Below are 18,263 nucleotides of genomic sequence, written 5' to 3'. Positions count from 1 at the left end.
CCCTAATGGACCGACGTTTTAGCATATGGCCTGCACCTACTCGGGCTTGGATATTCAGGAACTACAGGTTGATGTCGTTAAGTTTTGCTCGTGGGCGCGTCCTGAACCTGCTTGGATCAATATCGCTTCTCACGGTCGCTGGATGTGCCGCGCTCCCGTCGAACGGGCCAACCGCCGGTGCCATCCTCCGACAGTCCAAAACGCCCGATGGCAATGTTCGTTTCCGGATCGTCGATCTTGATCTCAATGCGATCAACGCCATCAATAGCATCGAACGCGAGCGCGCGGCCGTCCTGCCGACGCTTGCCCCCCTCGCTGAAAGCCACCGGGTAGATCTGATCGGGCCGGGCGATGTTCTGACGATTTCGATCTACGAAGTCGGCGTGTCGCTGTTTGGGGGGGGGACCCGTTCGGCACCAGGTGGGTTCGATCCCTCGGCGCACGGCGAGACGTTCCCCGATACCGTCGTCGATGCCAATGGTCGGATAGATCTACCCTATCTGGGTTCGATTGATGTCGGCGGTCTTACCGCGGACGAAGCCCAGAAGCGTGTGGCGGCCGGCTTGCGGGGCAAATCGCAGGACCCGCGGGTATTGTTGGCGATCCGCCAGAATATCTCCAATACCGTCTACGTTGCCGGCGCGGTCAATCGCCCCGGCCGTTTTCCGCTGACGCTCGGACGTGAGCACCTGCTCGATGCGATCGCCAGTGCCGGTGGAAGCGCCAACACCTCCGATGACACCATCGTCCGGTTTGTCCGCGGAAATCGGACCGTCGAGCAGCGACTGGGTACGATCCGCGCGAGCAGCCCCGATGATCTAGCGCTCGTCCCCGGCGACCGGATCGAGTTGATCCGCCGACCGCGGACGTACACCGTTTTCGGCGCGGTCACCCGCATCTCGCAGGTCGCTTTCGAAACCGGCGAAGTGTCGCTCGCCGAGGCGTTGGCACGGGCGGGCGGGCCCAATGACGCGGTCGCCGATCCTTCGGCAATCTTCCTGTTCCGGTATGGTATGCGGGTCGGATCGGATGGCGAGGAACCGGTAATCTATCGCCTCAACCTATTGAAACCAGAAAGTTATTTTCTGGCCCAGCGGTTTGCAATGCACGATAAGGACGTGGTCTACATCGCCAATGCCCGCGCCAACCAGCCTGCCAAGCTATTCGGGATCATCAACCAGTTGTTCGCTCCGTTCATCACGGCACGACAGATCACCAACTAGGGCATGCCGGGCGCTGCACACGCTACTAGAAGTATCCGATCGTGATCTCCGTTGCCTATGCCGCTAGCGACTTCGTGGCGAATGCCCGCTCACAAGAAGGTCTTGAGAAACATGCTGCCTGAAAACGATCTCGATCGCCTCGCCTTGCTGCATGGGTCTGACAAGTTCGGGTCGCATTTTTATACTACGCATTATCATGCATGCTTTGGGGCGATGCGCGCAAAGCCGGTGCAATTGCTGGAAATCGGCATCGGTGGTTACGACGATCCCAATGCAGGCGGCGCATCGTTGCGCATGTGGAAGGATTATTTTCCTTCCGGGCATATTTACGGCCTCGACTGGTATGCGAAGCCCGGCCTCGAACAGGAGCGGGTCAAGACCTATCAGGGATCACAGGCCGATCCGGTCGCGATCGCAGCCGTCATTGGCGACAATCCGGATCGTGCATTCGATATCATAATCGACGACGGCAGCCATCGCAGCGAGCATGTGATCGCGTCTTTTCTCATGCTGTTTCAGTATGTAAAGCCGGGCGGCTGGTACGTCATCGAGGATGTTCAGACCTCCTACTGGTCAGATCATGGCGGCAACAGCTCGGATCTGAATACGCCGATGACGAGCGTCGCGTTCTTCAAGCAATTCATCGATGGTCTCAATTGGCGCGAGATCCATCGTCCCGGTTATACGCCGACGATATTCGACCAGACGATCGTATCGATTCGATTTTACCACAACATGATCTTCATCGAAAAAGGCACGAACGATATTCCTAGCAACTTCGTTCAGAACAACCGAGTGCCAACGGCAGTATAACGGTGCAGTCTATCGTTCGAAATCGTCTTTTACGCGGTTCATAAACCTATACGGGATCTTCGGCACCGATGACCGGGATCCAAGGAGTCGGCTGGGCGGCCAGATCGATACGATGGAGCACCTCTTGCATAGTGGGAATGCGATAGCCGTCGAAGGGCTGGCCGACATGGGTCCAATGCGGGTTATAGGCCGGATCGTCGAATAACGCCGAACCCCAGCGATCATGCATGCGGCCGAGTTCGTCGAGATCCCAGGCGACTTGCGATCTGGTGGTGTTAAGCCCCCGCGTCTTGGATTCGTGATGGATAACCAGAATTTGCGATGCCATCACGATCCGGAACCCCGCGGTTCGGACGCGCAGGCACAGATCGATATCGTTGAACGCGATCGCGAACTGTAGCGCATCGAACCCACCGACCTCGGAAAAGACGCTGCGCCGCATCGCCATGAAAGCTCCGGTCACCGCGGCCGCGCTGCGCGGTTTGCGCCAACGGTCGCCAGGGCCGGCTTCGATCCGACGCCCGACACCTTCGTGAATGGGGCCACCACCGCCCATGCCCATCACGACGCCGGCATGCTGAATACTATGGTCGGGGTATAGCAACGTGGCACCGACGATTCCGACGTCGTCCGCGGACAGCGCATCGCGCAGCATATCGTCCCAACCAGCGCTCAGCATCTCGGTGTCGTTATTGAGGAACAAGAGCAGCGGCGCCGTCCCGATCTCGACGCCAAGATTGTTCGCGCGCGACCAGTTGAACGGCTCGTCGAGCGGTAACGTCGTTGCCACCTTACCGCGCTGCCATCGATCGAGCAGTCGCGCTGTCGCAGGCTCCACGCTGCGATTGTCGACAATCGTGATCTCGAGAAGGTCGGCCCGCGCCGCGCGGTGGCGAAGGGTGTCGACCGCCGCCTTGAGCATGGCCGGCTCGTCACGGGTCTGGACTATGATCTGGATCGCCTGGGGAGGCTGGTTGGCGATTTGTCTGTCTCTGGCAGGCGTCGGGTCCGCGAGGTCCGTAGCCGGCCCCGGGGGATCGGTTAACGCTTGATCGGCCTGAGCAGCCAGTATTTTGCGGCTCGCCAATAACAATGGAAGATGGACGACCGCGCCGATCGCCGCAGCCTCGTGAAGTATCTGGCAGCTGCCACCCCACGGCCAGTCGAACAACGGCAGCCGAGTACGAACGACGAAGAGCAAGGCAGGGCTATTGTCCGTATCGGAAAACCATTCGGGATCGTACATCGGCTGGAATGCGGGTTGCATGAAGGTACGCCCGGTTCGCCAGTCATCGACGGCGCGATCATGATCGCAATAGGCAGCGACGCAGTCCGTCCTAATTGCCGCGAACGAGAACCAGGCAAGCGCTTGACGGTCGAGCATGTCGCCAGCTCTAACCAACAGAACATGCGGCGCGTCTGCCACGCCGGGCAGGGGGGTATCGACCGCGACGAAGCGGATGCGGGGATCGATCGCCGCCAAACTGGCGACGGAATGGCTGGAAATGACCGCCGGGGCATAGACGATGGCCTGCCATCGGTCGTCGACCTGATCGAGCAGGCTGGACAAGGTCGCACGGACCTCGACCGGCAACGCTGAACGCGCGTCGATCAGAACCATCGTTGGCCTCGCCTCTTCATTAGCGATCGAAACTGGGCGTGGCGGTGCTGGAATAGACACCTGCTGCCGGAAAGCGTCGTATCGCGAGGGCGGATAAACTCCCGACCCGAACGGTACATGGTCGATATGGCCGCCAGAGGGGGTAGCGGTTGCGCTTGCACCATCGACCGCAGTACCAAAGGGGAGGCGATCACGCGCGCCGAGAGCCAGCAGCTCCTCGGTCGCTTTGGCGAACGTAGGATCAAGTTCGGCAGCCCGTGCGCAGCAGTCGATCGCCGCGGATCTATCCCCTAATCGCTTGCAGGCATGCGACAGATGAAACCAGATTTCTGCAGCTTGGGGCGTGATATCCAGAGCCCGGCCATAAGCGGCAACTGCTGCCTCGATATCGCCGGCCTCCCTTGTCGCGTGACCATATTGCACCAAAGCTTTGACGTCGTTGGGCTTGCGAACGAGGTAGGCTTGGTACGATTTTACCGCGGTAATCCAGTCCCGATTTCGTGCAGCCTCGCGGGCCGCGGTCCGAAATCGGATAGCCGCCAAACTCAGCATTACGTTCCCCAAGACAGCTTTATCGCCGCAAATTGATCTAGTGGATGCGCACGGCTTGCGCTAGCGCAAGCGGCACCGGCACCGCGGTATCCGCGCACGGACGGGGAAAGAGGTTTACGTGAAACGGCCAAGTTTGCATTCGCTATTCCCACTTAGCAAGCGGTCGCAAGCGACTAGAAACTCGGCACGACGAGAGGGAGATCGTGCTCGCGATACCCGTAATTGGGCCGCTGCAGCTACTCACTATCGGACGCATTTGGCCAAGCATTCGCGCGATGCCGCGATCTGGGTACAACTCGGTCATGCACTCAAGGAAAACGGATCCTTGGGCGAAGCACTTGATGCCTACCAAACCGCCCTGGCGCGCATGCCTCGCGATGCCGACCTCCTACTTAACATAGGCCATGTCCATAAATTGATGGGCGATATGGAAAAAGCCCTGATTTTCTACCGGCGCAGCGCTGAAAGCAATGGCAATAGGCACGCCTTATTTGAGATCGATGCTCTAAACCAGCTGAACCCCTCGCTCGAAACGCAACGCGTAAGGCAAAAGGCTTTGCCTGACGCGATCTTGGCAATATCTAAGCAAAGCATCGGGCTTTCACCCATTGAAGCGAATGATGTCAGCCTTACGAATAAGAACCGCCTGAAGTTTTCGTCTCTTGACCCGTGGATAACGTTTTCGCTCGATACCACTATTGCAGCCGTTTCCGGCATAGGCCTTCTTACTATACAGGCCTCAGCGATTGATAAGGAAAACTCTCTCAACGGCCAGCTCTATATAGATTACGGTGACGGCTTTGACGAAAAGATGAGTTTGCCATTTTCGTCGAGCAATAAACCGGTATCGCTGCTATTGACGCACCCCGACCAGATTGTCCGGTTACGGTGGGATCCCGACCGCAAGTCGAATATAATACACCTTCCTTCACTGAAATTCACTGCCATAGAAGATTTCGGCGATGCCGAAACCGTCATCAGAGAGCATGCGGCACGTGACATCGACATCACACCGCTGATCGAGCTAGCGCGGTCGTGTTTCGCCCGCGTGCCGATGAAGCCGCGCGAGGCTGCGGAAGCATCGTTGATTCTTATGGTGTCGGAATTTGATCTCGATGCTCATTATCGACGCTGGCTCTTCAAATACGAACGCCCGCTCCCCGAAGACTATGCGATCATCGATCAGATGACGGCTGCGATGACGATGAAACCATCGTTTTCCTTTGTTATGCCGACGTACAATACCCCCCTCATACTGCTTCGTGCCTGCCTCGATGCCATGCTAGAGCAGACATATCCCGATTTCGAGATCTGTGTCGCCGATGACCATTCTCCGAAACCCGAAGTGGTTGAGGTCCTGGCAGAATATGCGCGTCGCGATCCCCGGGTAAAATACGTCCGTTCTCCGAAGAACGGCCACATTTCCGATGCCAGTAATCGAGCCCTTGCATTGGCGACGGGTGACTTTATCGTTCTCGTCGATCATGACGATGTCATTCCCGACTATACGCTTTTCGTCGTAGCGCATTATATCAACCGTCACCCAAATGCCGATGTCTTGTTTTCGGACGAGGACAAGATCGACCTTCACAACAATAGGTCGGCGCCCTACTTTAAAGGAGCCTTCAGCAAGTTTCTGATGTATGGCCATAATATGGTTAGTCATCTCGGCGTCTATAGACGCTCTTTGGTCAACGAGATCGGCGGTTTCCGGTTGGGGCTTGAGGGCAGTCAGGATTATGATCTGCTGCTTCGCTGCTATGAACGGAGTAGTGACGAACGCATCGTCCATATTCCGCACGTCCTGTATCACTGGCGCACGACGCCGGGATCGACCGCGATATCGCCGGACCAGAAAGGCTATGCGATCGTCGCGGCACAACTGGCGATCAACGGCCATTTCGAGCGAACTGGGATGCCGTTGCGATCCGGCAACGGCTTTGCGCCCGGCTGCACCGGTGTCAGCCCTTCGCGTGCGTTCGATACATCGATTTCGATCATCATACCGACACGCAACGGGCTCGACGTTCTCGAACCCTGCATCACTTCGATCCTCGCAACAGTACCCGAGCATGTCGAAATCCTGATAGTAGACAATGGATCGGACGATCCCGCGACGCTCGCTTATCTCGATGCTTTGGCGACCGCGGGAACGGCGCGCGTGTTGCGCTACGATCAACCGTTCAACTTTTCGATGATCAACAATTTCGCGGCTGAACAGGCGCAAGGCGATCTCCTCTGCTTCCTCAACAACGACACGGAAATTCTGTCTGGCGACTGGTTGGCACGCGCGCGGGCGCTCCTGTCGCTCGACGAGGTTGGGATCGTCGGTGCGCGACTGCTCTATCCGGACAGAACCCTTCAGCATTTCGGCATAGCGCTGGGGATGGGCGATCACCGCGTTGCGGGTACACCCCATGGCGGCATGAACGCGGACGACCCCGGGTATTTTGGCAAGGCCCGGCTGATGCAGGAATTTTCCGCAGTCACTGCCGCATGCCTGTTCATTCGGCGAAGCGATTTTACGAAGGTCGGTGGGTTCGATCCCGAACTGCGAGTGGCCTATAACGACGTCGATCTTTGTCTGAAGATACGCGCCACGGGTCTCAAAGTGGTCGGTGATCCCGAAATCATGCTGATTCACAAAGAAAGCAGGACGCGCGGCAGCGACAAGAAGGGCGCGCGTGCGGAACGACTCGCCAAAGAAGCCGAATGGATGCGGGATAAATGGTCCGACCTTCTTACCAATGACCCTTATTACTCTCCCAATCTGTCACTTGATCGGCTGGACTTTTCCCCCGCAACTCCGCCTCGCACGCCAATGCCGTGGCAGCGTGGATACGCGACAGATGTTGAATCATGATCGCTGGTCAGTCGAATGCAACTTTGTCTTACATCTGCTGCTCCGTTACCCGCACCTACGGCACCGGCGCTATTCCGCAGGGTTTGAACGAAGACGTTCCGGAAGCCGTTTCGACCGATCCGACAAGTCTAGGTATAGACGTCGTCACCGATTTGTTCGCGACGGCCCGTTACCACTGGCGTTTTCCAGCTGACGGCTTTGTCGTACCGACTACTTTTACGCAGGAGCTTGGCGCGTTTTATGCCAGTATCGCGACCAGGAATTGCCCTGCTTCAGTCGTGGTGCGCCTGAAGGACGCGGTGTTGGCCAACAGCATCATCTACGCGAACGTTTCGGAAACGCCGAAGATCGTATACGAGACACATCGTCCCAATGATCGAGGGGCCGTTTCCACGGTGAGTTCCGATGCTATATCGACAGCCGATCCGGAACGATTTGCCAACAGTGCATGGAAAAACCTGTTTATAGGCTCCGCAGGGTCTTCCAATTATGGCCATTGGCTGGTCGACGATCTGCCAAGACTGAAAGCGATCGACGCACTTGCACAAGTCGACCCGCGCCCTGTTCGCGTTCTTATACATAGCCATGGCTCGGCAATCGACGATATACGGATACAGTCGATCCGCATGATGTTGGGCGAGGCGGTTCACATCGACCTGCTCACGCCTGACATACCATATCATTTCGACGAGTTATTTTACGCGACGCCGGTCAGTCAGCATCCGGTGCAAAAATCGCCGATCGCGATTGATCATGCGGCGCGAGAAATCGTGTCGCGTGCTCTTGCAGAGCGGCCTGCCCCTGACGGACAGACCTTGTTGTTTGTGACCCGTTCAAGCCGATATGGTCGGACCTTGGCGAATGAAGAGGCCATTCGCAATTTGGTTGAGCGGTACGGTTTCACGACGGTGAATCCGGAGGGAATGAGCTTTGCAGAACAGGTGAGACTATTTGCCGGGGCTCAGGTCGTCATCGGCCAGATGGGTGCGGCGATGACGAATACGCTGTTTTGTCGGCCGACGACGACTTTGATCTATCTTGCACCCTCTGGCTGGATAGAACCATTTTATTGGGATTTGTCGGTCGTGCGGGGCCAATATTACCGGGTTCTATTTGGCGATGTCTCCGATCCATCGGTAGCGCCGCACCGCAGCGACTTTTCCATCGATCCCGATGCGCTCGAGACTGCCATCACCCTTCTCTAATAGGAAGATTATGGAGTAGCCGGCCTATCACACCGATCAGTATGGCCGGCATCGACGCAACGCCGCTCTGTATCATCGCTCGTCATGCTCGTGCTCAAAATCGGCTTCCAGTATGACGCTCCGATCCAAATGGATCGGCTATTTCGTACAACGCCCAGTCGATACCCGACAGACGGGCGCTGCGGCGAACAACGATCCGGCGATAGCGCCGACCGCACCGGACCGTGGTCGGTGATGCGCTCTCGTGTGCGCTCAGATCGACCTGCAGGAAGCGCCGCGCTGGACAGTCGCCGGCGATCGCCAGCGGATACCGTGCCTCGACCGCAGCCACGCGTAACACGGCGACGGACCGCAAATAATCGACCATTACGACGGCCCCGCGCGGCGCACGTGCCGCCATCGTCGCGATCGCCGCGCCGGGATCACCCCGGCGAAGCGCGGCTTGCGCGATGTCCTCGTACAGGCTGACGACGACGATCCCACCAAGACACAGCATGGCCAACACCTTGGTCCATCGACGCCCGGCCGTTCGACTGTCGAGCGCGCTCGCGATGCCGTCGGCGACGAGCAGCAGGATGGCGACCGTCGTCAGCAGAAAATACCGCGGAAAACCGCTGTTGCCGATCTGCAAAAGCGGAAACAGCAACGGAAAGATGCTCGCGACAATCGCGAACGGTCCGACTACCGAGCGTCGGCTTCGGGCGCCGAGGCCAAGCCATATGATCGCAACGATCACCACGACGACGATCCATTGCCCCTCATCAGGGAGACCGAGCGTCGAGCCCACCAGCATTACCATCGCCGTGGACCAGCCAACGAGCGAAAAGTCGCTGTAATCGCCGACCTGCATGCCGGTCGGGCTCCAAACGGCCGCACCGATCGTCATCCCGACCACCAGGATACAGGCTCCAAAACAGGGCAGCAGCAGGCGGATAGTCGATCCGAGCGCGGCATCGATCGGCAGCCGTCGCACCATCACCCACATGGTCCAGGCGGCGATGGCGAGGACAAAGAACAGCATCGTCAGTTGCGAGACCAGCCCCAGCATCGCCAGCCCGCCAAGGCCCCACGCCGTGCGCGGCGAGATCCGCCGCGGGTCGTCGAGCACCGCCGCGACACGCCAGATCATCGTCAGGGCGGCGAGCAGCATCGGTGCATAGCCTCGCGCTTCGGAGCCATAGTTTACGAGGATCGGCGAGACCGCGAACAGCAAGGCGGCGACCAGCGCATAGCCAACGCCCCGCTGCGCGCCGATCGCGCCGGCAACCAGAATGGTGAGCGTGCCGGTCGCGATCGATAGGCTGCGCAGCGCGAGCGGCGAGGCGCCGATGCCCCACATCTGCATCCACAGGCTGTTGAGATGATGGTTATTGTCGTGATTGATCGCGATGAACACGCCGAGCGGCGTTCGCGCACGCGCCGCAAACACCGCCGACCACGCTTCGTCGACCCACAGCCCACCACGCGCGGACCAGATCCGCAGCGCAAGACCCAGCAGAGCGATAGCAACCAAGGCAGGGGCATAGAGACGGTGGCGCACATCCCGACCATAGGGCAGGATGATTAAGACCGGATTAGACCATGATCGGGGTCGGTACATAGACAGTAACGTTTTCGACACTAGCAGATTGAGCGGGGGCAGATATCTGCTAGCGGTTTGGCAGCGGGGGAAAATTATGCGCGTTAAACGTTTCGCAGTACTGATCACGTTTCTTTTAGCGACATCTTGCGGTGCGGACGGATCAGACGACACGCCAGTCAAGCCGATGTTCTCAGTAGGGGGCACGGTGACGGGTCTCATCGGCTCGAGCATGGTGCTGCACGCAGGCAGCGATGCGGTGTCGGTGCCCGCCCGCGCCAGCAGCTTCGTCTTCGCTACAGCACTGCCGGCAGGTGCTTCCTATTCGGTGACGATCGCGACGCAGCCCTCGGCGCCCGCGCAGACGTGCACCGTCCAGAACGGCGCGGGAACGATCGCCTCGGCGAACGTCACGAACGTCGCCATCGTTTGCTCGACCACCCCCCAAACCGCGATCTACGTGGTCAATAGCAGCGTGATCGGAAGATCTTCTTCGCAAATCAGCAGTTACCAAATGGACCCTGCAACCGGCACGATCATGCGCGTGGTCGGTGCCAACACCTACGCGCCAGCCTGTACCAGGACCATAGCTCTCGTCCAACCGACGCGTCTGCTTCTGGCATCCTTTGGCAGCCCTGCCATTGATCTGTACCTCTGCAGCACGAGAATTGCTTCGGCCGACCTGACGTCGGGTAATATAGCGGCGTTGAAGGAAGTGGATGGCCCATTGGAGGACCAGAGCCCCATCGGCATATACCCACACCCGGGGGGGCAACTGGCCTATTATCTGCGTGGCGAGCATGCCTATGATGAGGCCGACGATCCCGCTGACGTCGCTCCTGGTCAGTTGCGGCCGTACAACACGACCGTCGCCGGCGGGCAGGCGGTCGGAACGCCGGCGAGCGCCGGTGTCACCCCGCGCTCCGCGGTAGTCGATCCAGCAGGGCGCTTCGTAATTGTCGCCGACGAAGGTGCAGGGCTTGGCAGCGAGACGGTTTTGCGCACGTTGGCGACGACGACGCCAACCGCGCCGGTCGCGGCGAGCCTGTACACCATGCCGACGCCGCCTTGGGCCTTGGCCTATGCCGCGGCCGGCCCCTATGTCTACGCCTCCAGCCCGAGTGCGTCGTCGGGATATGCCTTCACCGTAGATGCGGCCGGCAAGCTCACCCCGATTGGCGGGGGCACATTCGCCTCGATGCCGGGCGTAAAGCTTTATGCCACGACGGGTCGTTTCCTGTTCGCCGCGGCGCCCGACAGCGGGATGGTGCAAGCCTTCCAGATCGGCGGCACCGGCATCCCCGTCAAGGTTGGCGTGGCGCTGGCGTCGGGCGGTACGACCCCCGTTCAGATGATGATCGATCCATCGGGCCGCTACCTGATCGTCCTCAATAAGGGAACGAACGAATTTCGGAACGCCGACGGCAATCTCGATTCGCCCGGGCAAAGCACCCTAGCCGTCTTCGCGATCGGCAATGATGGCGCCTTGAGCGCGGTGGGAACCCCTGTAATCGCCTCGAACAATGCCTTGAGCTTCGCAGTGACGACGTTCGTGCCGACGTTCTAGGCGAAAGACCCACTAATCTGAGAGGCGCGATCTGATCCTGGCTTGGGGAGAAGATCGCGCACGAGCAGCCTTTACTGGCTAACCGACGAGCAGATGGCGCGCTTGCCCTGAAGAATATCCGAGGTGATCTCAGCCGCTAAGCAACTCGCGGCTTGATCGCCTTGTTGATATATCGACGCGCCTTATCGAGCGCCGCCCGGGCAACGACTGAATTCATTCTCTTTAATCTCTGGCCGTCGGGCTTCTCGTTTTCATGGGCCAACGACTTCGTGCCGAGAAGCAGTCCGTGAATATCGGACATCATCGGGAAGCTCGCGGCAAGCATCTGCGCACCGCACGTCACCTGATCGTACAAAGCGAACTGACTGAGTGCGAGCCTGCTCATTCCATGACCCGGCGCGCCGGCACGCAGAGCAACGTGAAATTCAAGTGCGCCCATCTCTGCCATATACGCCTCATCGACCTCGATGAGGCCCAGCTCGCGAAGATCCGAAATGATCAAGCGGAAGCTGTTCGGTGTAAAGATCCAGGCGTGAACGTCTTGATAAGCCCCCTCAGGCTGCACCGCCTGATCGAAGGGCGGCTTGCCATCCGCAGGGCCGTGCCTGAATTTTATTTGTCCCGTGCTGGTCTTCGTCCAGACACCCTGCCCATCCAAGTCAATGCTGTTGGCTATAAAGTCGAAAACCGCAGCCGGGCTATGGCGTGACTGTCCGCGCGCGAATGCCTCCAGAACCCGACCGGTCGTGGTCAGAGGTTGGCATGCATCAAACGTATAGCGCTTGTCCGGGACCGCGAAGGCTATGACACCGCCTGGCTTCAACAGCCGCTCGCAGCTCCGGATATACGCCACAAAATCGGTGACATGCTCGATCGCGTGTGACGAGAAAATATAGTCATACGTATGTTCGTACGGTACGACCTCATGAAGCGGGCGACCATCGGAAATGTAATCGACCTCCTCGATCGCCTCGATCTCAACTCCCAACTCGCTATATTTCCGCCGAAGTTCGGCTGCGGGGGCATAGTCGACGGTTTCGACACGGAACCCCTCGCGTTTGGGAAATACGGGTGCATGGCTTGGACCGATCTCCAAGCCGCGTCCGCTCACGTCGACCATGGCCCTTAACTGTTCGTTGCGTCCCATAGATTCAATTCCGCCCCACCGGATGCATGATTATTATTCAGGATTTTGGGGAAGCAGCTCTGTCATGTCCACTGAAAAGATTACGGTGCCATTCATTTGCCGCCGATCGGCTTTTTCAATTTTGCAAAAGGCCTGTAATATTTAGATAATTATCTATCATGTCCATTTTCGTCGGACTCGATACATCAAAATTGAAGATCTCGGTCACGGTTTGCCGATGGCGAACGGAATATCCAAGTCCGATTTTTTGGCGACATATCGCCGGAGCCGACATCGGTAGTGTCGATGGTTGCAAACTGGCACAGCGAGGCGCCAAGCTCTACTCTGCTATGAGGCTGGGCCTACGCGATACGCGCTTACCGACAGCTCGTTGAGCTGGACCAATGTTGCGAGGCGATGGCGCCATCGCTCATGCCAAGCTTCCGGGCGGCCGGGTCAAGACCAACCGCCGACGCTGTAAGTCTGGCGCGGCTCCATCGAGCGGCGAGGTGACCGCGGCCTAGTGCCAGATGAAAGGCATGACAGCCATCGCGATCTGGTGCGAGCACGGGAAGTCGCAAACGACGGCATGAAAAAAGCGCTACAGCACCTCCAGTCCTTCCTTCGGCGCGAGCGGTCGGTAGATCCCGGTGAACATCTATGACCTGGGGCTGATCTACGGCGTCGAGGTGACCGAGGACGGGCATGCGGTGGTGGCGATGACGCTGACCGTCGCCGCGACCGCGGTTCCTCGCAAACCGAAGGTGCACGGCGGGGACCCAGTCTTTCCGGTTCAGTTACGCCCACCGATAAGGCCGGAATATCGGGTGCCGTCTGCCGCACTCATCGTGAATACCATAGCGATCTCGACGCCATGCGGGCCGTATAACGCACCTTCGAACTTTCCCGTCGCCCCCGACGCGGTATGGGTGATCACGCCCGTCAAGCGACCGGTTGATGGATCCAGGGTGCCCGAAAACGTGATGGGTTCCGGGGTTGGCGCGGGGCCACCGGACGACCCCGTACCGCCCGTCGATGCCGGACTAAACACGGTCGCACCCGCGATCGTTCGCGCCGCATAATCCACGGTGATCGAGGCGGTGCCACCGCTTCCGCCACCCGGTCCGGTCATGGTCGATTGGCCCATAAAAGCCGCGACAGACGACGTGGGAAGATCGCTCATGACCGTTCGTGCCCCGAACAGGATCCTTCGGGTGGCGGATCGGGTACCAAAATCCCCGGCGCCGGTGCCATTATTGTCAGACCAGTCGACATAACCGAAATACGTCGACCCGATCAGTACACCAGTCGCGCTTGCGGCAAGTGCGAACGGTGAACGGGAAAAGCTACTGTTAGGACCACTGAACTTATCGTACGGCGGCTCGGTCGCCACACCCTGCGTAACGGCCGTAATAGTGTCGCTGTTGTAGCGGGCTACATAGGTTCGCGACGATGCGGTAAAGTCGAAACCGATCGCCGTTCCCTCGGGATCAAGTCGGACATCGGTCACTGCCGTGCCGTTGCTTCGATCGACACCGATCCGAAGACCTATGCCGGAAAAGCTCCGATCGCGGCTGAAATCCGACGCCGACAGATACGTCGGCGAGGACGGCGTTGGTGTAGGTGAGGGCGCCGGGGCAGGGGTCGGCGTAGGCGAAGGCGTCAAGATTGGCGCAGGTTGCGTGCTGTCTCCGGAATCACCACCACAGGATGCTAGCAAAAACACAATCGGTATCATCGTACATGGCCAATTGGGTTTCATCATTCATCCCTGTTCTACGAAATCGCTGATCGCCACGACCTGTATCTACAGAGCTTTCGATGTCCATATTTTTAGACGAGGTCGTCTGATAATCCATCGTTGGAGATCCCCTAATAGTTCACTACCAGTTCTGCCGCGCTGCGCTGTTCCACTTTATTTTCACAAGCTTATCTGTGACTTAGCGATTGAGTGACGCGCGATATTCTTAGTCAAGTCGATCCTCGTGGCATGACCGGTTGGGACCTTGATCTCAGCGCCCGCGATATAAGCGGATCAGCCATGTCGACACTTATACATGGCAAAAATTTTTCCGTTTCGGACCGCCCGTCCGGTGCTTCGAACACGCCCGGTACAAGAGGGAAACGAAAGGCGAAGATTTCGCTTTCCTTCGAATCGGCGGTGACTCATAGAATCACGATGCCGATCCGCCCCGAAAACCGCTGGCTCTATCCGATCGACTGGCCGCAACTGTCGCAGGCGATCCGGTTCGACCGCGCCGGCGCGCGGTGCGAGCGGTGCGCGCGGCCGCACCGGCGGTTCGTCGCGCATCTCGGCGACGGCCGCTGGTGGGACGGCGATGCGGCATGCTGGCGGTCGGCGCGCGGACGGCGGGTCGCGGTGCGCGATCGCTTCGAACTGGGCAGCGTCCGGACGACCTACGTCGTGCTCGCCTGCGCGCATCTCGACCATGATCCGGGCCACAACATGCCCGCCAACCTCGCCGCGCTTTGCCAGCGCTGCCACATGCTCCACGACGCGGCCGAACATCGCTGGCAACGCTGGTGGAACGTCTTCCGCCTGTGCGCGCTGCGCGACCTCTACGAGGATCCCCGCCTGACGCACGCACGGAGCGCCCGACGTCCGATGTCGGCGCGAGGGGAGCGCGCGGCGCTGGCATAGACCGCAGGACGGCGCGCGCTTGCTCGCGGCGCGCCGGACCCGCATGCTGCACCATGCGTTTTTCCCGCCAACAGGTCGCACGCCAGAGTCTCGTCGGGTGACCCCGTTGGGCACGGCAGCCGGTGACGCCGCAGTCCCCGAGCCCAGGACGTCGCTGATCGCCGACGTCCGCGCATTGGTCGGCGACTTCGTCTGCCATGGCGGGCGTCGGCTGGCCGCGGCGGTCGCGCTGATGCTCGCGGGCGGCGTGCTCGAAGGCGTCGGGCTCGCGCTGCTCGTGCCGATCTTCTCGTTGCTCGCACCGCAGACCGGCGGGCGCTGGCGGGCGATGATGGTCGAGGCGCTGGCGTCGGTCGGGCTCGTCTCGCAGCTGACACAGCTGGCGGCGGTGCTGCTGGTCTTCTGCCTGCTGGTCGGTCTCCGCGCGGTGGTACTGGCGACGCGCGACCGGCTGGTCTCCGACCTGACGCTGGGGTTCGTCGATCATCGCCGGCTGATGCTGGTCACCGATCTGGCGCGGGCGCGCTGGTCGGCGCTGGCGCGGCTGCGGCATGCGCGGATCGGCCATATCCTGTCGAGCGAGATCGCCCGGCTTGCGCTCGCCTGTTCGATGCTGCTGACGATCATGATGGCGGCGATCATGCTCGTGACGCAGGCGATCCTGATGCTGCTGCTGTCGCCGGTCATCGCGCTGCTGACGATCGGTCTCGCGCTGCTCGGCCTCGCGTTGCTGGTGCCGCTGTCGCGTCGTGCGGCGACCGTCGGCACGTCGAGCGCGCGGTTCGCGTTCCGCATCGCAGGCGAGGCCGCGCAGTTCCTCGGCGGGCTCAAGATCGCGATCGCGCACGACATGGCCGACGCGTTCGTCGCGCAGATCGCGCAGGAGAGCGGCCATCTCCGCGCCCAGCTCGACGCGCAGCGACGCTTCCAGTCGCGCGTGTCGATCGCGTCGGCGAGCGTGGCCTCGCTGGTCGGTGCGGCCCTGATCTTCGGCGCGGTGATGTTGGACGTCCCGACGGTGACGTTGCTCGCGGCGCTGGTCGTGCTGGTGCGGATGAGCGGCCCGGTCCGGTCGTTGCAGCAGAGCACACAGCAATTGTTCGGCGTCCTGCCCGCCTTCACCGCGTTGCGCGCGCTGAAGGCCGATCTCGGCGATCCCGTGACGGCCTCGCCCGATGCCACGATGGGGTCGGTGCGTCACGGACCGCTGCGCTTCGAGCAGGTGACGTTCCGCTATCCGGATGCGCTAGCGCCTGTCTTCACCGGGCTCGATTTCACGATCGGCGTCGGCGAGATGGTCGGGCTGTCCGGCCCGTCGGGCACCGGCAAGACCAGCGTCGTCGATCTGCTGACCGGACTGCTCGAACCGACCGCGGGACGGATCATGATCGGCGACGCGGTGCTGGACCCTGCCATGCTGGCCGGCTGGCGGCGTCGGCTCGCCTATGTGCCGCAGGACTCCTACCTCATCAACGACAGCCTGCGACGCAACCTGACCTGGGGCAGCGCCGTGCGCGCCGACGCCGATCTCTGGCAGGCGCTGGCGCAGGCGGGCGCAGCCGACATGGTCGCGGCGATGCCCGGCGGGCTCGAGACCCGGGTCGACGAACGCGGCACGCGGCTGTCGGGCGGCGAACGCCAGCGGATCGCGCTCGCCCGCGCGATTCTGCGCGATCCCGACCTGCTGATCCTCGACGAGGCGACCAACGCGATCGACGTCGCGACCGAACGGGCGGTGATCGCCAATCTGCGGCGGGCACTGCCGCGCACGACGATCCTGATCGTCGCGCACCGCGAGGAAACGCTGCGCGCCTGCGACCGCGTGATCGCGCTGGAGACCTTCAGGCCCGCGGAGATCCACTCCACCGCACCGGACTGAACCCCGCGTCCCGGCCCGCGCGGCCCGTCACGTAAAGCGACCGACCTCGGCCAGCCCCGGATCGACCGGATAGCCGGTGACCTGCAACCGGCCGGCGTCGAGCCAGGCATGCGCCACCAGTTTCGTGCCCGTCGGGTCGCCGACGCCGAGATGCAGGACGCTACCGATCCCGCGGCGCGCCAGCATCGCGCGCGCGGCGATCGCCTGCTGGAGGCACTGCGTGCGGAATGGCAGCCACGGCGCCACCGCACCGATCGCCCAGCGGACCGCGAACACGCTGGTCTCCTCGTCGGACGACAGCGGGGAAGGGGGGGCGGGGGATCCTGACGGGACCATGCCGCCCAGGTGCCGGGCGAGGACTCTGAACGGTAACAGGCTGCGCAGACGCGCCGTCAGCAGCGCCGCCATCGCCTCGACCACCAGGCGTCGGTCGGCACGGCGCATCCGCGCTGCGGTCCCGAGCTTGCGTAGCGCCCTGCCACTCCCGAGCGTCATCGCGATAGCGCCCCCCCGCTCTTGCCCCGATCCAGCAGGTCTTCGAGCCAGCGATCGACGATCGCATCGATCACCAGATGGACGCGCGCGGTCGTGCCCGCATTGGTCACCGAATGCGGATCGGCCAGCCGCAGATACCAGACGCTGCCGGGTGCCATCGACACGCGCGCGCCGTTCAGCCGAAAGTCCACATCCGAGTTGGTTACGACCGGGATGTGCAGCCGCGCGCGCGCCTGTTCGGCCGCGAGGTCGTGATCGCGGTGCGTCTTGATCGCCGATCCGGGCGCCAGCCGCATCAGCCGGACCGCCTCGATCGGACAGGCAAACGCCGCGAGGACCTGCTTGAAATAGGGGCATGCCCCGAGCAGCGCACTGTCCTCCCAGTCGCGACAGCCGGGATCGGGCGCGATCCGCAGGATCGGGTGGGTGACGCCAACCGGCGCGCGCAACGGCAGCACGCTCCAGTCGCCGGTATAATGCTGCGGCACGAAATGCGCGGTCCAGGTGCCGGCATCGAGCCGCGCCAGGTCGTCGGCGAGACGAACCGGATCGAACGCCAGCGGCAGGCACAGCCGGTCCGGCCACCGAGCGTCGGCGCCGTGTCCGTGCAGTTGTCCGCCAAGCCCCGCCACGATACCCCGTCTCCGATCGCCGCAGCGTAAGAGGCGACGACGCCGA

The 18,263-nt window shown here is 61.0% G+C and carries 14 protein-coding genes and 1 pseudogene; 8 read left to right on the top strand and 7 right to left on the bottom strand.

The window, feature by feature from the left end; translation table 11 throughout:
- Positions 1–5 precede the first annotated feature (5 nt).
- Together ASF09_RS19255 and ASF09_RS19250 are read left to right on the top strand one after the other, a co-directional pair.
- Positions 6–1,223, top strand: a complete 1,218-nt coding sequence (locus ASF09_RS19255) for a polysaccharide biosynthesis/export family protein (protein WP_235529899.1) — start codon at positions 6–8, stop codon at positions 1,221–1,223.
- A 111-nt stretch (positions 1,224–1,334) separates the two neighbouring features.
- Positions 1,335–2,036, top strand: a complete 702-nt coding sequence (locus tag ASF09_RS19250) for a class I SAM-dependent methyltransferase (RefSeq protein WP_200912604.1) — start codon at positions 1,335–1,337, stop codon at positions 2,034–2,036.
- A gap of 46 nt (positions 2,037–2,082) precedes the next feature.
- On the opposite strand, the gene ASF09_RS19245 is transcribed toward ASF09_RS19250, so the two are convergent.
- Positions 2,083–4,209: a glycosyltransferase gene (locus tag ASF09_RS19245; RefSeq protein WP_082444503.1), complete on the bottom strand. Its 2,127-nt coding sequence runs from the start codon at positions 4,207–4,209 to the stop codon at positions 2,083–2,085.
- 256 nt (positions 4,210–4,465) lie between these two features.
- On the opposite strand from ASF09_RS19245, the gene ASF09_RS19240 reads away from it, so the two are divergent.
- Together ASF09_RS19240 and ASF09_RS19910 are read left to right on the top strand one after the other, a co-directional pair.
- On the top strand, positions 4,466–7,072 hold the full coding sequence (locus tag ASF09_RS19240) for a glycosyltransferase family 2 protein (RefSeq protein WP_082444501.1): 2,607 nt from the start codon (positions 4,466–4,468) through the stop codon (positions 7,070–7,072).
- Positions 7,069–8,277 carry a glycosyltransferase family 61 protein gene (locus ASF09_RS19910; RefSeq protein WP_082444499.1) on the top strand — a complete coding sequence of 403 codons (1,209 nt, stop codon included), beginning with the start codon at positions 7,069–7,071 and terminating at the stop codon, positions 8,275–8,277. Before ASF09_RS19240 ends, ASF09_RS19910 begins: the two co-directional genes overlap by 4 nt.
- A gap of 94 nt (positions 8,278–8,371) precedes the next feature.
- Here ASF09_RS19910 and ASF09_RS19230 read toward each other — a convergent pair whose 3' ends face one another.
- Positions 8,372–9,790 carry a hypothetical protein gene (locus ASF09_RS19230; RefSeq protein WP_060527700.1) on the bottom strand — a complete coding sequence of 473 codons (1,419 nt, stop codon included), beginning with the start codon at positions 9,788–9,790 and terminating at the stop codon, positions 8,372–8,374.
- A 115-nt stretch (positions 9,791–9,905) separates the two neighbouring features.
- Between ASF09_RS19230 and ASF09_RS20530 the strand changes: the two genes are divergently transcribed.
- A complete protein-coding gene (locus ASF09_RS20530) occupies positions 9,906–11,423 on the top strand; it encodes a hypothetical protein (protein ID WP_156359452.1) in 1,518 nt (505 codons plus the stop codon).
- 136 nt (positions 11,424–11,559) lie between these two features.
- On the opposite strand, the gene ASF09_RS19220 is transcribed toward ASF09_RS20530, so the two are convergent.
- Positions 11,560–12,543, bottom strand: coding sequence for a class I SAM-dependent methyltransferase (locus ASF09_RS19220; RefSeq protein ID WP_060527698.1), 984 nt, complete (start codon positions 12,541–12,543; stop codon positions 11,560–11,562).
- 650 nt (positions 12,544–13,193) lie between these two features.
- Between ASF09_RS19220 and ASF09_RS21025 the strand changes: the two are divergent.
- A pseudogene (locus ASF09_RS21025) lies at positions 13,194–13,280 on the top strand (SUF system Fe-S cluster assembly protein); the annotation flags it as partial.
- A 62-nt stretch (positions 13,281–13,342) separates the two neighbouring features.
- On the opposite strand, the gene ASF09_RS19900 reads toward ASF09_RS21025, so the two are convergent.
- Complete coding sequence (locus ASF09_RS19900; RefSeq protein ID WP_082444519.1) at positions 13,343–14,059, bottom strand: hypothetical protein; 717 nt, start codon at positions 14,057–14,059, stop codon at positions 13,343–13,345.
- Positions 14,060–14,246: 187 nt separating this feature from the next.
- Complete coding sequence (locus ASF09_RS20525) at positions 14,247–14,408, bottom strand: hypothetical protein (protein ID WP_156359451.1); 162 nt, start codon at positions 14,406–14,408, stop codon at positions 14,247–14,249.
- A 320-nt stretch (positions 14,409–14,728) separates the two neighbouring features.
- On the opposite strand from ASF09_RS20525, the gene ASF09_RS19210 reads away from it, so the two are divergent.
- Positions 14,729–15,211 carry a hypothetical protein gene (locus tag ASF09_RS19210; RefSeq protein ID WP_060527696.1) on the top strand — a complete coding sequence of 161 codons (483 nt, stop codon included), beginning with the start codon at positions 14,729–14,731 and terminating at the stop codon, positions 15,209–15,211.
- Between the two features lie 106 nt (positions 15,212–15,317).
- Positions 15,318–17,090 carry an ABC transporter ATP-binding protein gene (locus ASF09_RS19205; RefSeq protein ID WP_060527695.1) on the top strand — a complete coding sequence of 591 codons (1,773 nt, stop codon included), beginning with the start codon at positions 15,318–15,320 and terminating at the stop codon, positions 17,088–17,090.
- A 27-nt stretch (positions 17,091–17,117) separates the two neighbouring features.
- Here ASF09_RS19205 and ASF09_RS19200 read toward each other — a convergent pair whose 3' ends face one another.
- Together ASF09_RS19200 and ASF09_RS19195 are read right to left on the bottom strand one after the other, a co-directional pair.
- The gene (locus ASF09_RS19200; RefSeq protein ID WP_060527694.1) at positions 17,118–17,585 is read right to left on the bottom strand and encodes a lasso peptide biosynthesis B2 protein; all 468 of its coding nucleotides are present in this window, start codon (positions 17,583–17,585) and stop codon (positions 17,118–17,120) included.
- Positions 17,582–18,217 carry an aspartyl/asparaginyl beta-hydroxylase domain-containing protein gene (locus ASF09_RS19195; RefSeq protein ID WP_200912603.1) on the bottom strand — a complete coding sequence of 212 codons (636 nt, stop codon included), beginning with the start codon at positions 18,215–18,217 and terminating at the stop codon, positions 17,582–17,584. Before ASF09_RS19195 ends, ASF09_RS19200 begins: the two co-directional genes overlap by 4 nt.
- Positions 18,218–18,263: the final 46 nt, after the last annotated feature.

The organism is Sphingomonas sp. Leaf242, from assembly GCF_001422045.1.
In the GTDB taxonomy this organism is placed as follows: Bacteria; Pseudomonadota; Alphaproteobacteria; order Sphingomonadales; family Sphingomonadaceae; genus Sphingomonas.
Note: the sequence above shows the minus strand (reverse complement) of the source record. Positions and strands in the feature narration are given on the sequence as shown.

Excerpts from the sequence above, each read along its gene's own strand:
- ASF09_RS19255 (WP_235529899.1), top strand. The coding sequence starts at position 6 with ATGGACCGACGTTTTAGCATATGGCCTGCACCTACTCGGGCTTGGATA.
- ASF09_RS19250 (WP_200912604.1), top strand. The coding sequence starts at position 1,335 with ATGCTGCCTGAAAACGATCTCGATCGCCTCGCCTTGCTGCATGGGTCT.
- ASF09_RS19245 (WP_082444503.1), bottom strand. The coding sequence starts at position 4,209 with ATGCTGAGTTTGGCGGCTATCCGATTTCGGACCGCGGCCCGCGAGGCT.
- ASF09_RS19910 (WP_082444499.1), top strand. The coding sequence starts at position 7,069 with ATGATCGCTGGTCAGTCGAATGCAACTTTGTCTTACATCTGCTGCTCC.
- ASF09_RS19220 (WP_060527698.1), bottom strand. The coding sequence starts at position 12,543 with ATGGTCGACGTGAGCGGACGCGGCTTGGAGATCGGTCCAAGCCATGCA.
- ASF09_RS20525 (WP_156359451.1), bottom strand. The coding sequence starts at position 14,408 with ATGGATTATCAGACGACCTCGTCTAAAAATATGGACATCGAAAGCTCT.
- ASF09_RS19210 (WP_060527696.1), top strand. The coding sequence starts at position 14,729 with ATGCCGATCCGCCCCGAAAACCGCTGGCTCTATCCGATCGACTGGCCG.
- ASF09_RS19200 (WP_060527694.1), bottom strand. The coding sequence starts at position 17,585 with ATGACGCTCGGGAGTGGCAGGGCGCTACGCAAGCTCGGGACCGCAGCG.